Source organism: Micromonospora sp. WMMA1976 (genome assembly GCF_027497335.1).
In the GTDB taxonomy this organism is placed as follows: domain Bacteria; phylum Actinomycetota; class Actinomycetes; order Mycobacteriales; family Micromonosporaceae; genus Micromonospora; species Micromonospora aurantiaca.
On sequence record NZ_CP114912.1, the window covers coordinates 3,001,358 to 3,014,475 of the forward strand.

16 protein-coding genes are annotated in these 13,118 nt (G+C 74.5%); 8 read left to right on the top strand and 8 right to left on the bottom strand.

What is annotated here, in order from left to right; translation table 11 throughout:
• Positions 1-29: 29 nt before the first annotated feature.
• The 4 genes from O7546_RS13820 to O7546_RS13835 are packed head-to-tail and all read right to left on the bottom strand — an operon-like array spanning position 30 to position 2,251.
• The gene (locus tag O7546_RS13820; protein ID WP_281601039.1) at positions 30-350 is read right to left on the bottom strand and encodes a hypothetical protein; all 321 of its coding nucleotides are present in this window, start codon (positions 348-350) and stop codon (positions 30-32) included.
• Positions 350-1,546, bottom strand: coding sequence for a WXG100 family type VII secretion target (locus tag O7546_RS13825; protein ID WP_281601040.1), 1,197 nt, complete (start codon positions 1,544-1,546; stop codon positions 350-352). Before O7546_RS13825 ends, O7546_RS13820 begins: the two co-directional genes overlap by 1 nt.
• Positions 1,543-1,863 carry a type VII secretion target gene (locus O7546_RS13830; RefSeq protein ID WP_194802458.1) on the bottom strand — a complete coding sequence of 107 codons (321 nt, stop codon included), beginning with the start codon at positions 1,861-1,863 and terminating at the stop codon, positions 1,543-1,545. The genes O7546_RS13825 and O7546_RS13830 overlap by 4 nt, the downstream gene beginning before the upstream one ends.
• Positions 1,850-2,251, bottom strand: a complete 402-nt coding sequence (locus O7546_RS13835; RefSeq protein WP_269696924.1) for a YbaB/EbfC family nucleoid-associated protein — start codon at positions 2,249-2,251, stop codon at positions 1,850-1,852. The genes O7546_RS13830 and O7546_RS13835 overlap by 14 nt, the downstream gene beginning before the upstream one ends.
• Positions 2,252-2,413: 162 nt before the next feature.
• Here O7546_RS13835 and O7546_RS13840 point away from each other — a divergent pair, with 162 nt between their 5' ends.
• The 5 genes from O7546_RS13840 to O7546_RS13860 are packed head-to-tail and all read left to right on the top strand — an operon-like array spanning position 2,414 to position 5,007.
• Positions 2,414-3,271: a hypothetical protein gene (locus O7546_RS13840; RefSeq protein WP_194802460.1), complete on the top strand. Its 858-nt coding sequence runs from the start codon at positions 2,414-2,416 to the stop codon at positions 3,269-3,271.
• Between the two features lie 19 nt (positions 3,272-3,290).
• A complete protein-coding gene (locus O7546_RS13845) occupies positions 3,291-3,617 on the top strand; it encodes a hypothetical protein (RefSeq protein WP_091427010.1) in 327 nt (108 codons plus the stop codon).
• 1 nt (position 3,618) lies between these two features.
• The gene (locus tag O7546_RS13850; protein ID WP_194802461.1) at positions 3,619-4,113 is read left to right on the top strand and encodes a hypothetical protein; all 495 of its coding nucleotides are present in this window, start codon (positions 3,619-3,621) and stop codon (positions 4,111-4,113) included.
• Positions 4,106-4,591 carry an EndoU domain-containing protein gene (locus tag O7546_RS13855; RefSeq protein ID WP_194802462.1) on the top strand — a complete coding sequence of 162 codons (486 nt, stop codon included), beginning with the start codon at positions 4,106-4,108 and terminating at the stop codon, positions 4,589-4,591. The genes O7546_RS13850 and O7546_RS13855 overlap by 8 nt, the downstream gene beginning before the upstream one ends.
• Positions 4,592-4,593: 2 nt before the next feature.
• On the top strand, positions 4,594-5,007 hold the full coding sequence (locus O7546_RS13860; protein WP_194802463.1) for a hypothetical protein: 414 nt from the start codon (positions 4,594-4,596) through the stop codon (positions 5,005-5,007).
• A 6-nt stretch (positions 5,008-5,013) separates the two neighbouring features.
• On the opposite strand, the gene O7546_RS13865 is transcribed toward O7546_RS13860, so the two are convergent.
• Positions 5,014-6,381: a pyridoxal-dependent decarboxylase gene (locus O7546_RS13865; RefSeq protein WP_281601041.1), complete on the bottom strand. Its 1,368-nt coding sequence runs from the start codon at positions 6,379-6,381 to the stop codon at positions 5,014-5,016.
• 41 nt (positions 6,382-6,422) lie between these two features.
• Positions 6,423-8,390, bottom strand: coding sequence for a BTAD domain-containing putative transcriptional regulator (locus tag O7546_RS13870; RefSeq protein WP_281601042.1), 1,968 nt, complete (start codon positions 8,388-8,390; stop codon positions 6,423-6,425).
• A gap of 94 nt (positions 8,391-8,484) precedes the next feature.
• On the opposite strand from O7546_RS13870, the gene O7546_RS13875 reads away from it, so the two are divergent.
• Positions 8,485-9,366 carry an alpha/beta hydrolase gene (locus tag O7546_RS13875; protein ID WP_281601043.1) on the top strand — a complete coding sequence of 294 codons (882 nt, stop codon included), beginning with the start codon at positions 8,485-8,487 and terminating at the stop codon, positions 9,364-9,366.
• 50 nt (positions 9,367-9,416) lie between these two features.
• Here O7546_RS13875 and O7546_RS13880 read toward each other — a convergent pair whose 3' ends face one another.
• Complete coding sequence (locus O7546_RS13880) at positions 9,417-10,388, bottom strand: ABC transporter permease subunit (protein WP_269696929.1); 972 nt, start codon at positions 10,386-10,388, stop codon at positions 9,417-9,419.
• On the bottom strand, positions 10,385-11,218 hold the full coding sequence (locus tag O7546_RS13885) for an ABC transporter ATP-binding protein (protein WP_281601044.1): 834 nt from the start codon (positions 11,216-11,218) through the stop codon (positions 10,385-10,387). The genes O7546_RS13880 and O7546_RS13885 overlap by 4 nt, the downstream gene beginning before the upstream one ends.
• 119 nt (positions 11,219-11,337) lie before the next feature.
• Between O7546_RS13885 and O7546_RS13890 the strand changes: the two genes are divergently transcribed.
• Together O7546_RS13890 and O7546_RS13895 are read left to right on the top strand one after the other, a co-directional pair.
• The gene (locus O7546_RS13890) at positions 11,338-12,456 is read left to right on the top strand and encodes a histidine kinase (protein ID WP_281601045.1); all 1,119 of its coding nucleotides are present in this window, start codon (positions 11,338-11,340) and stop codon (positions 12,454-12,456) included.
• Complete coding sequence (locus tag O7546_RS13895) at positions 12,456-13,103, top strand: response regulator transcription factor (protein ID WP_281601046.1); 648 nt, start codon at positions 12,456-12,458, stop codon at positions 13,101-13,103. The genes O7546_RS13890 and O7546_RS13895 overlap by 1 nt, the downstream gene beginning before the upstream one ends.
• The last annotated feature ends 15 nt before the right edge of the window (positions 13,104-13,118 follow it).

The window sequence follows — 13,118 nt, forward strand, 5'->3', positions numbered from 1 at the left end:
GTACATGTACACGACGGTGCCAACCATCTTCACTCCACCGGCAGCCGGTAGGTCGCGGCGACGAGTTCTCGGAGATGTGCCACCACGTCGGCTTTCTGGTCCGTCTCCGGCAGGTCCCGTTCGCCCTCCCCGACCAGAGCGGCACGCCAGTGGCTGACGACTTCGCGTTGGGCCTCCGGTGACAGGTCCTCCAGCCAGAACGAGCCGAGGTTGTTGTCGATGATCTCCTGGAGATGCTCGGCGGCGCGTCTGTCCGACAGCCGGGACACGAGAAACTCCAGTGTCCAGTCGAACAGACCCCCGGTCGCTGTCCAGTCGATCCCGGGCCGGAGGACGATGAGACCGGCCATCACTTCCCCACGATGAAGACGCGCGGGCCGAGCCCGCGATCGGCTATGAACTGTTCGACCATGGCTGCCTGCTGCGCCGAGAATCTGGAGACGTCGACCGGAACGAGATCGGCCTTCTCCAGGTGCCTTTCGATCTGGTACTGAAGTTGTGGCCACTGCCGGTCGAAATACTGACCGGGAAAGTTGCCCACCGCATCATAGGTGCGTCCCGCCTCGTCCACCCAGTCCGCAGAGGAGTCCGACGGTGCCCGTCGCAGCCGTACCCCCAGTTGCTGCTCGATCCTGACGGCCGTCTCGGCCTCGGCCGGCCGGAATCTGCCGGTCGCCGGATCCATGCCCAGATCGCGAACCCGCTGTTCCTCATCCATCTTTGGGATCTGGGGAGGGGCCGTATCCCCGCCGGGCTTCGACGGGCCGGGCGTCGGCTCCGGTGAACGGTGCGTCAGCCGGCGCAGCGCCTCCTTCAGCCTTTCGATCAGGTCGCCGAGGCGGCGCATCTCCGGTATCAGCCGCCGCAGACTCGCCAGCAATCCCCGCAGCAACCGCCCGATCCGCGCCGCCCACGACGCCACGGTCGTCGTCACCTGCTCCACCACCAGCGGCGTCGCCAGCCCGGCCGTGGCGACCAGTTCGGCCGCGTACACGATCAGGCGGGACACGCACGCGGCGATCGCGTCGCGGACCAGCAGCCGCACGGCCGCGACAAGGCCGGCGGCGCCCTCGGTGATCGCTGCCATCGCCTCGGCGCCCTGCGCCAGCCCGGTGACGGCCTGCTGCTGCTCGGCCGCCCAGCGGCGGTAGCCGGTGGCGGCGGCGCCCGTCCACCCGGGGACCTCGGTGTGGACGGCGTGGGCCAGCTCGGCGGCGTCCTCGCGCAGCGACGCGGCGACGTTGCGCCAGGTCTGCGCGTGCGCGGTGATCTCGGCGGGGTCGCCGGCCAGCCAGTCGAGGGCCTCGCTGAGCGGCTTGACGTGCTCGATGAGCCAGGCGATACCGTACTGGAGGAGGGCCCCGGCCGGGTCGGACACGAGGGCGAGCGCGTCGAGGCCGGCGCTGACCACGCCGAGGCTGCCGTCGATCCAGCTGCCGGTGCGGACGCCCTGAGCGATGAGTTCGATGTCCTCGCAGACCCACACGCCCGCCCAGGGACTCGGGCCGGTGTCTGAGGTGGCGGCGACCAGCGGGTTCGTGGTCACCGACGCTGCCGTACCCGGTCGAGCAGGTCCGCGGCGTGCGCGTCGGAGGCGCGGTAGCGCTCGGCGCTCGACCGCAGCTTCCCGGCGGTGTCCCGGACCGAGGTGGCGGCGGTGCCGATGCCGTCGGTGAGCGTCCGCTGGAGACCGTCGAGCAGGGCCGGCATGATCGCGCAGAGCTGCCCGTACGCGTCGGCGCTCAGCCGGACGTGCTGGCCGGCCTGCCGCGCGGTGTCGATGCTGTCGGCGCAGCGGCCGAGGTGGGCGGCGTGCGCGGTCAGGTCGTCCGGGTCGACCTGGAGGCCGTCACCGGGCGGCATCCGGCGCGTCCGGGTCGGGGCCGAGCCGCCGCTGGTGGGACTCGACGATCGCGCGTGCGGCCGGGTCGTCCGCGCCGAGCGTCTCGGTGGTGGCCTCGGTGAGCTGTCGCAGCAGGTCGGCGCGGGCGTCCCGGGTGACCGCCAGGATCTGCCGGGCGGTGTGTGCGGCGGAGTGCTGCCGGACGCGTTCGTCGAGCCGCAGGCCGGTGAGCAGCCCGGACGCGTCGACGATGACCTCGACCAGCCCGTCGGCGCTGCGGGCGGTGCCGGTCAGCGCCTGCGCGCGGGCGGACAGGTCCCGGGCGCGCGCCGCCCGGGCGGCCAGCGACGACTCCCACTCGTCGAGCCGTCGTGCCGCCGCGTCCAGCGCGGCCTCGTCCGCCCACATGACGACCCTCCCCAGAGGACAACGGTGCCCGATACGGTAGCAACCGGTAGCGCTTCGTGTGGGCCCCGTGACGGCACGGCGATGAGCGCTCCCCTGTGGAGGGACATCTCCGCGTGCCGGGCGTTGCTAGGGTCTGGTTGACCGTGACGGGGAGGCAACGGGATGACACAGGACGCCGCGGCCGACGACTACGCGCTGCGCGTCTCCGGCTACCGCGAGGAGCTGGCGGCCCTGCGCGCCGGCGCGCACCCCGCTGGCGGCGTGACCACCGACGGCCACACCGCCGGCGGGGTGACCGCCGAGGCGCACGGCCGGGCCGCCGACGGCCAGGTCGAGGTGACGGCGGAGGACGGGAGGCTGCGCTCCGTCGAGTTGGCCGCGCCGTTGATGCGGTTGTCCGAGGACGAGCTGGGCCGCCTGGTCGAGCAGGCGGTGAACGACGCGCTGACCGCGTCCCGGGGCAGCCTGGCGAGCAGTGAACCGGTGGCCGACCTGTCCGCGCTGACCGGAAGCCTCGGTGCCGTCCTCGCCGAGAGCGAGGCGGCGATGCGCCGGCTCCACGGCGCGATCGCCGACGCCGTCGCCACGGCCGGTCCGGCGACCGGGCTCGGCGGGGACGTCCCGGCGAACGGCCCGGCGGATCTCCTGCACCAGGTCATGGACGTGCTGGGTGCCGCAACAGGCGGCACGCCGTCCGAGGACGGCGGGGACGAGCGGTGGAGCGGATCCGATGACGCCGGGACCGTGCGCGCGGAGGTCGACGGCTCGGCCCGGCTGACCCGGCTGGAGGTCACCCGCCCGCCCCGCCGGCTGTCCTCGGCGGAGCTCGGCGAGTCGATGGTGGTCGCGGTCAACCGCGCGCTGGAGCAGATCCCCCCGGCGGCGGCACCGCAGGGGCTCGGCTCGGCCGCGCTCGACGCGCGGCTGCGCGAGCTGCAGGAGGCCAGTGTCCGCCAGATGTCCGCGCTCACCGGCGCGCTGACCGGCGTGATGCAGACCATCCGGGACCCGGGACGATGACCGACGGAGGGGAGCGCTGATGGCCCGCGAGATCGAGATCGATCCCGAGTCGATCATCGGGGCGGGTGACGACATCGTCGCCTCGGCGCAGCGTATGCGTGCCGCACTGTCCGCGTTCGACGCCGAGCTGGCGGCCTTCGGCACCCCGTGGGGCAACGACGACCTCGGCTCGCTCATCGGGATGGTATACGAGACGATCCGCGACCTGGCGCTGGAGAGCTACGACGCGAACCTCGTCGAGATCGAGGACATCGGCAAGCTGAGCCGGGTGATGGGCCTCAACTACCAGGAGACCGAACGCATGATCACCGAGAGTCTCGGCCGCTTCCGTGAGGTGCTCGGCTGACATGGGAATGACCCTGCCCGGAGAACTGGTGTCCCTGCTCGGCATGCTCGGCTACACCTGGCCCGAGGCCGACGAGACGAAGCTGCTGGAGATGGGCCAGGCGTGGCTCGCCTTCCCGGACCGGCTCCGGACGCCGGTGGCCGACGCCGACCGGTCGGCGCAGCAGATGTGGACCCAGAACCGCGACGACGCCATCGAACGCTTCCAGACGAGCTGGCAGGCCGCCGACTCGGCGAAGACCAACCTGGACGACGGCGCGTCCGCGGCGGCGCTCATCGGCACCGGGCTCATGGTGTGCGCCGGGATCGTCCTGGCGTTGAAGATCAACGTGATCGTGCAGCTGACGCTCCTGGCGATTCAGATCGCGCAGGCGGTCGCCACGGCGGTGGTCACCTTCGGCGCCTCCCTGCTGGAGATCCCGATCTTCAAGCTCATCACCGGTGTCCTCATCGACCAGTTGCTCAACATGGCCACCGAAGCGGTGCTCGGTGGGTAAGCGGGGAAAGGCCGGTCTCTTCACGCCGGTCGAGAAATGGCTCCGGGCCCGGATGCGGCACCGCCGCTACGCGCACATCTTCCGCGGCCACGTGAACACAAACGCCACTCCGCCCCGGGGCACCGGCTTCCACCACCGGTTCATGGGGGAGAACCCGCCGGGCGCCCGGGTCCGCGTCGACGCGGACGGCCGCGAGATGATCCTCGAACGGCACGCCGACGGCACGTACCGCGCCCGCGTCGACGTGCAGGACGACGGCGGTGTCTGGCGCCAGAAACGCGGTTCGAGCACCTTCTTCCCGGACAACTGGACGCCGCAGCGGGTCGACGAGACGATCGAGGGCGCGTTCCGGTCCGGCGGCCCGCACCCGGACGACCCCAACAAATGGCAGGGGAGGGCCAACGGGCTGCTCGTCGAGGGCTTCTACAATCCCGGTGGCACGACGTGGTACTCGGCTTGGCCGGTGGGGGGACGCTAGCTGTGGGTGACATCCAGTTCGGGCGCAATCAGAACGGCGCGCCCACAATGACCAGCGGTGACGCGCGATTCCGCCCGTTCGCCTCCCAGCTCGTCAGCGACATCCAGACGTACGCCCCGGACTGTCTCGAGCTGCTGCAGTGCATCGACGACGTGATGTCCGGGCGCTCGGACTACGAGGAGTACGAGGGCAACTCCGCAGTGGTGCGCTGCACGCCGACCGGCGTCAACGTGGACAGCCTCGGGCCGGTGCCGTCGGGAGCGTCGTACACGGTCGACGAGGCCCGCACCGTGATCCTCGCCTACTTCGACTTCCTCGCCCCCTCGCCGGAGGAGAAGAAGCGCCACCTCGCCACCTGGGAGCGGGAGCACGGCGGCCCGTTCCCCGGGCGGCACCTGCTGCGTCTGCCCGGCTGACGCCGCTCAGCGGGCCAGCCGGGCGATCGCCGCCACGGAACGGTCCACGTCGGCCTCAGTGGTGGTCGCGTTCGACACCGAGATCCGCATCAGCCGCCGCCCCCGCCACGTCGTCCCACCGGCCCAGCACGTCCCGTCGGCCTGCACCGCCGCCACCACCCGGTCGTTGCGCGCGTCGTCGCCGAACCCGACCAGCACCTGGTTGAGCACCACGTCGTTCACCACCTCGAACCCGGCCGCGGTCAGCCCGTCGGCGAACCGCCGGGCCAGCGCGCAACACCGCTCGACCAGCGCGGCGACGCCGTCGCGGCCCAGCTCCCGCAGGCCCGCCCAGACCGCGAAACCACGGGCGCGGCGCGAGGACTCCGCGGTCAGCTCCGCGCCTACGGGCACACCACCGGAACCCACGAGGTACGCGGCCGCGAGCGACATGGCCGCCGCATGCGCGTCGGGCCGGGCGCAGAACGCGAACCCCGTGTCGTACGGCAGGTTCAGCCACTTGTGGCCGTCGCAGGCCCACGAGTCGGCCGCCTCCAGCCCGTCCACCAGGTGCCGGGTCGACGGGCTGGCCGCCGCCCACAGCCCGAACGCGCCGTCCACGTGCGTCCAGCCGCCGTACCGGTGGACCAGGTCGCAGGCGCGGCGCAGGTCGTCGCACGCGCCGGTGTTCACGTTGCCCGCCTGCAGGCAGACGATCGTCGGTCCGGGACCGGCGTCGCGCAGCGCCGCCGCCAGCGCGTGCGGGTCGATGGCGCCCTGCGGGCCGGTGGGCACCGGGCGCAGCGCGTCGGTGCCGAGGCCGAGCAGCCGCAGCGACCTGTCGACGGTGGCGTGCCGTTCGACGCCGGCGAACACGCGCACCGCCGGTGCGCCGGACAGGCCGCGTCGTTCCACGTCCCAGCCGGCGTCGGCGAGGACCTGGTGGCGGGCGGCGGCGAGCCCGGCGGTGTTCGCGGCCTGCCCGCCGGTGACGAACCCGGCCGACGCGGTCGCCGGGATGCCGAGCAGTTCCTTGAGCCAGGTACCGGCGGCCGACTCGGCGGCCACCGCGGCGGGCGAGGTGACCGCGTTGAACGCGTTCTGGTCCCACCCGGCGGCCAGCATGTCCGCAGCGGTGGCGGCGGGCGAGGCGCCGCCGATGACGAAGCCGAAGTAGCGCGGCCCGGCGGTGGCGACGAGTCCCGGTTCGGCGGCGGCCACCAGCTCCGCGAGGACCTGCTCGGGCGGGGTGGGCGCATCAGGCAGCGGGCCGGCGAACGCCTCTTTCAGCGCGGCCTGGTCCACGGGTACGCCGACCGGCCGGTCCGGCAGGGACAGCCGGTAGTCGGCCGCGTGGTCGGCGGCGCGCCGGAACAGGTGCCTCAGCTCGTCCATCGCCGCACCCTAGCCGAGGGCGCGGGCCATCCGAGCCGCCCTCATGAACGGTAGCGGCCGCCGGTCACCGCGAGTGCGGCGTCGAGCCGGTCCAGATGCAGGGCCACCGGCCCGACGGTGAGCAGGCCACTGCCCGCCCCGGCCAGCTCGCCCGCCGCCGGGGCGAGCGCGGCCCGGGCCCGCAGCATCGCGTCCCGGTCCTCGAGCGCCACGGCGGCCCGGCCGGTCAGGCACCACAGCGCCTCCATGAGCAGGTCACGCGGCGGCGCCGGGGCGCGACGCAACGCCCTTGCGGCCTCGTCGCGCCGCCCGTCGGCGAGCAGGAGCAGCGGGCGGGCCCAGGGCGCGTACGGGCCCCAGTCGGTGTCGGCGGGGAAGACAGCCGGCCGGTCGTGCCACGCCCGCAGGCAGAGCAGCGCCAGCGGCGGCAGCCCGCGTTCCACGCCCGGCATGCCGCAGCCGGCCAGCGCGGTCGCCCACGACCGGTACGCCGCCTCCGCCTCCGGGTACGCGGCGCCGGTGGCGGCGGTCCGCATCGCGCGGTAGCCGCCGGTGAACACGCCGACGAGCGGGCTCTCGTGCCGGGCGGCGAGCCGGTCCGCCGCGTCGGCGTGCGCGTCGGCGGCTGTGAAGTCGGCGAGAGCGCTCCGCGCCTGCACCCGGATCAGGTGCCCGAGGATCTCGGCTGTGGCCAGGCCGTGCCGGGCGGCGAGCGCTACCAGTTCCACCCCGATCGCGTCCCGCTCGGCGGCCAGCCCGGTCCGGTGGAACGTCTGCATGTACACGCCGTTGAGCGCTTGGGCCAGCAGCGCCGGATCGGCCACCCGCCGGGCGATCGCCTCCGCGTCCCGCGCCGCCTCGGCGGGTCGCGGCGACGCCGTACCGCGGGACTCGATCGCGACGGTGGCCAGCAGCCGGGCGTGCGTCGCCTCCGGCGCATCGGGGCCCAGCCCGGCCAGGGCCCGCTGCGCCGCCGCGACGACCCGGGCCGCCTGCGCCGGGTCGTCCGAGCGGGTCCAGATCGCCGGTACGTCGTACCCGCCGATCACCCGCGCGGTGAACTCCGGGTCGCCCAGTTGCTCGGCCGCGGTGATGGCCGCCTCACGCTGGTCCCGGGCGGCCTCCAGTCCACCCGGCCCGGTCACCGCGAGGCTGCGCAGCAGCCCGACAGTCGACTCCAGCCGAGCCCGGGCGCCGGGGACCACACTGCGCTCGTACGCCGCTGCGGTCTCCGCCCAGACCCGCGCCGGACCGGTCGGCTCGGGTTCGGCCTGGCGCAGCAGGTCGGTCTCCAGCCGCCGCAGCCGCGGTCCCGGGTCCAGGCCGAGCTGGTCGCGCAGCAGCTCCCGGGCCCGGCGCAGCACGGCGAGCGCGTCGGCCTGCCGTCCGGCCCGGTAGAGCGCCGACGCCAGCAGCGCCCACCCGTCCTCCCGCCACGGGTACGCGGCGACGTGCGCGTCGAGGTCGGGTACGGCGTCGGCGGCCCGGTCCAGCGTCAGCAGCGCCTCGGCCCGCCGCTCCACGGCGGTCAGCCGGATCTGGTCGAGCCGGGACCGTTCGGCGTGCACCCACGGCTGGTCGAAGTCGGCGTACGCGGGTCCGCGCCACCAGCCCAGCGCCTCGTCGAGCCGGTCGAGCGCGGCCCGGGGCAGCGCCTCGGCAGTCGCGGTGACGGTGTCCTCGAACCGCCAGGCGTCGACGGTGCCCGGGTCGGCGCGCAGCGCGTACCCCGGTCCGTCGGTGACCAGCAGCCGGGCCGGCTCGCGCGGCGGACGGTGCGGTTCCAGGCGGCGGCGCAGCGCCGCGACGAACGTGCGGACCGCGCCCACCGCGCCGGCCGGTGGGTCGTCCCACAGGTCGTCGACGATCTGCCCGACCGGCACGGTCCGGCCCCGGGCGGCGACCAGCCGCGCCAGCACGGCCCGGTGCCGGGGCCCCTTCAGGTCGACCGGCACACCCGCGTCGTCCCAGGCCGTCACCGGACCCAGCACACCGAAACCGACAGGCACCGACCCTCCTCGACCAGGGTCACCGTATCGCGCTCATCGGTTGCTCATCCGGCGCCGCCACGCTGGTCAGGTACGACGAGACGAAAGAGGGATCATGATGAGCACCACCATCGCGGGATTCGACTACCAGCGCGTTCCGGTCGCCGAGGGCGTGACGCTGAACGTGGCGGTGGGCGGCTCCGGCAGCCCGGTCGTGCTGCTGCACGGCTTCCCGCAGACCCACCTGATGTGGCGGCACGTCGCCGCCGACCTGGCCGGCGAGCACACGGTGATCTGCCCCGACCTGCGCGGCTACGGCGCCAGCGACAGGCCGGCCGCGCACACCGAGGACACGTACAGCAAGCGGACGATGGCCGCCGACGTGGTGGCGCTGGTCCGCGCGCTCGGGCACGAGCGGTTCGCGCTGGCCGGGCACGACCGGGGTGCCCTGGTCGCGGTCCGGGCCGGTCTGGACCACCCGGACGCGGTCACCCACCTGGCGTCGCTCGATGTGCTGCCCACCCTCGACATGTGGGACGTGCTGCACGGCGTGAACGCCTCGGTGGCGTTCCACCTCTACCTGATGGCCCAGCCGCCCGGCCTGCCGGAGCAGATGATCGCGGGCAGCGCCGACGCGTTCTTCGGGCACTTCCTCGACGCCTGGGCCGGTGACCCGGCGGCCATGCCGGCGCAGGTGCGCGCCGAGTACCTGCGCGCCTCCCGGGAGGCGGTCGACTCCATCGTCGCCGACTACCGGGCGTCGGCCGGGATCGACGTGACGCACGACCGGGCGGACCGGGACGCCGGGCGGCAGCTGACCATGCCTACCACAGTCATCCAGCAGGACTGGGGCGCCGCGCTCGGCTACGACGCGGCGGCGGTGTGGCGGGCCTGGGCCCCGGACCTGGAGCATCGCACCACCACGGCCGGGCACTTCATGGCCGAGGAGGCGCCGGGCGAGATCGCCGAGGCGCTGCGCGCGTTGTTCAAGCGCTAGGTACGGCGGTCCGGGCGCGCGTGGCGCCCGGACCGTCCGCCCCCGTCCGCTCAGCCGGCCCGTCTCCGGACGTGCCACAGGCCGAGCGCCGCCAGCAGACCCGCCGCGCCGAGGTGGAGTGCCAGCTCGATCCACTGGAACGCCCAGAACCGGCGGTTCGGCTGGTACGCCAGGTCCACGTGCAGGCCGAGCTTGCCGAGGCAGACCGCGGTGTCGCCGAACGTGCCGGTGGCTCCGGTACGCGGCGGGTCACGGAAACAGGTGCCGAACGCCTCGTCGGAGAGCTGCCGCCCGTCGGCGGTCCGCAGCGGGCTGATGCCGGTGACCCACGCACCCGGCACGTCCAGCCCGCCGACGACCGGCGCGCCGGTGATGCTGCCCAGGTTGCGGGCCCGGTTGACGGTGTCGGCGGTCATCGGCACGGTGACCCGCTCCGGCGGCAGGTAGTGCGGGCGCAGCAGGTTCGGCACGGCGAGCTGCACCACGACCACGGCCAGGAACACCACTGCCATCGCCGGCAGGGTGCGGCGCAGCAGCAGCCCGGCGACCACGCCGAGGACGAGGCCGAACACGGCGTACCCGACCGGCGCGATCCCGCGCGCGCCGAACAGCACGGTGCTGAATCGGTCGCCGGCGACCCGGTCGACGGGCGCGGCCGCCCAGGTCAGCAGCGCGCCGAGCACACCGGCGACGAGCGCGGCGGCGGCCGACAGCACCGCCAGCTTGACCGCCAGCCAGCGGCGGCGCGGCACGCTCTGGTTCCACACCAGCCGGTGCGTGCCCTGCTCCAGCTCCCGGGCCACCAGCGGCGCGCCCCAGAACGCGCCGATCAGCGCGGGCACCAGCGCGAACCCGCCGGCGAGGAACAGCATCGTCTGCGCGTACCGGCCGGGCAGCCGGGCCGGATCGGGCACGGCCCGGATGTCCGCGCCGAGGCGCAGCAGGTAGGCGCCGGCCAGCACCAGCAGGACGGCGCCGACGAGCGCCGGGAGGCGGAACTGCCGCAGCGTCATCCGGATCATCTGGTCACCGCCGGGCGGGCGGCGGCCCGGGACAGGTACGCCAGGACCAGTTCCTCCAGCGTGACCGGCGCGTCGTCGCGTACCGCCGGGCCCCGGACCACGACGCGGCCGGGCTCGGCCCAGACCACCTCGGCCCCGGCGGGCGCGGCGGTGCTCCGGTGGTGTGTGGCGAGCAGGTCCGGGACCGGACCGGCCACCTGCACCCGGGCGGCACAGAGTACGACCAGGTGATCGCAGACCTGCGCCACGTCGCCGAGCAGGTGCGAGGAGAGCACCGCGCCCGCGCCGAGTTCCCGCACGAAACCGGCCAGCCCGTGCATGAACTCGCGGCGCGCGAGGGGGTCCAGCGCGGCGGCCGGCTCGTCGAGGATCAGCAGCTCGGGACGTTTCGCGGCGGCCAACGCGAGGGCCAGTTGCGCGCGCTGGCCGCCGGAGAGCCGGCCCGCCTTCTGCGCCGGATCGAGGCCGACCTCGTCGACGCGCCGCCGGGCCAGCGCCGCGTCCCAGGACGGGTTGAGCCAGGCGCCCATCCGCAGGTGCTCGGCGACGGTCAGGGAGGCGTAGACCGGTGTGTCCTGGGCGACGAAACCGACCCGGGCCAGGTGCGCGGCGTCGGCGGCCGGCGGTGAGCCGAGCACCGTCAACGTGCCCGACGTCGGCGCGATCAGGCCGCAGGCCAGTTGCAGCAGCGTGGACTTGCCGGCGCCGTTGGGGCCGACCAGGCCGACCACGTGCCCGCGCGGAACGCTCAGGTCGCAGTCGGCAAGCGCGGTGCGGCGGCCGTACCGTTTGGTCAGCCGCTCGGCGTGCAGGGCGAGTGGTGGATGCATGCGGCTCATCCTGGGCACGCCCGGACCGGCGGGCATCGGTCCGGAGCAGGGTCCGGCACTCGGGCGGCCCCTACTTTCGGCCGGTTCGCGACGGCCCGCGATCTCCTAACGTGCTGGGCATGGCTGGTGAACGGATCACCCGCGTGGCGGCGACGGCGGGGCTCGCCGTGGTGCTGCTCGCCGCGATCGGCGTCCAGGCGGTGGCGATCGCCGCGAGCTGGGGGCTGCCGTACTGGCTTCCCGGCGGCACGGCCGCCGTCGTGGTCGGCGTGCTGGCTCTGGTACGCGACAGGCAGCGCGTCGTCACCGCCACCGCCGGACTCGTCGTCGCCGGGTCGGCCGTCGCCGTCGCCCGGCTGTTCGACCTGCCCACCGAGCCGGGGCCGGCGCTGGCGCTCGCGTCGGCCGTCCTGGTCGGATCGGCGGTACGCGCGCTGCCGCCGCCGCCCGCCGGACTGATCGGCGCCGGTGGTCTCGTGGTGGCGGCCGGGGCGTGGCCGGCCGCCCGGCCGGGGGCGGGCGGGTCGGGGGTGGTCGCGCTCAACGGGCTGTGCTGGCTCGGCGGGGTCGCCGCCGGGCTCACGCTGCGGCTGCTCGACGAGCGGGCGAAGGTCACCGCCGAGCGGGTACGCCGCGACGAGCGGCTGGAACTGGCCCGGGAACTGCACGACGTGGTGGCCCACCACGTCACCGGCATCGTGGTGCAGGCACAGGCCGCCCACCTGGTCGGGCGCCGGGATCCGGCGCGCGCCACTGAGTCGCTGGCCGGCATCGAGGCAGCAGGCGGCGAGGCGATGCGGGCCATGCGCCGCCTGGTCGGGCTGCTGCGCGACACCGCGGACGCGCCGCCGGCCTCGGCCGGTACCGAGCAGATCGAGGAACTGGTCGAGCGGTTCCGCCGGCAGGGCCCGCCGGTGCGGCTGCGGCTGCCGGCGGAGACGGCCTGGCCGCCGGAGGTCACCAGCACCGTGCACCGGATCGTCCGGGAGGCGCTGACGAACGTGGCCCGCCACGCGCCGCACACCGGCCAGGTCACAGTCGACGTGGCGCAGGAGCCGGACGCGGTGGTGGTCGAGGTGACCGACGACGCGTCCGCCACGCCCGCCGAGTCCCGGGGCGGATACGGCCTGATCGGCCTGCGCGAGCGGGTCGAGGCCCTCGGCGGCACGCTGACCGCTGGTCCCTGCCCCGGCGCCGGATGGTCGGTCCGGGCCTCCGTGCCGTACGGGAGGCGGTGATGACGATCCGGGTGCTGCTCGCCGACGACCAGGCGATGGTTCGCGGCGGGCTGCGGCTGATCCTGGAGGACCAGCCGGACATCACAGTGGTCGCCGAGGCGTCCGACGGTGTCGACGCGGTCGCCCAGGCCCGCCGCCTGCGACCCGATGTCTGCCTGGTGGACATCCGGATGCCGCGGCTCGACGGGCTCCAGGTGACCCGGGCGCTCGCCGGGCCCGAGGTGGCCGACCCGCTGCGCGTCGTCGTGGTCACCACGTTCGACCTGGACGAGTACGTCTACGGCGCGCTGCGCGGGGGAGCGGCCGGGTTCCTGCTCAAGGACGCCGGACCGGCGCTTCTGGTGGAGGCGGTGCGGGCGGCGTGCCAGGGTGACGCGCTCGTGTCCCCGTCGGTGACGGTCCGGCTGCTGCGGCACCTGACCCCGCCCGCGCCGCCCCGCGACGAGCGCCGCCCGGCGTTGTCCGAGCGGGAGATCGAGGTGGTACGCGAGATCGCCCGGGGCCGGACCAACCTGGAGATCGGCGCGGAGTTGTTCATCTCGCTGAGCACCGTGAAGAGCCACGTCTCGACGGTGCAGACGAAGCTCGGCCTGCGGAACCGTACCGAGATCGCGGTCTGGGCGTGGGAGCACCGGATGATCGGCTGAATCATTGGCGGACGC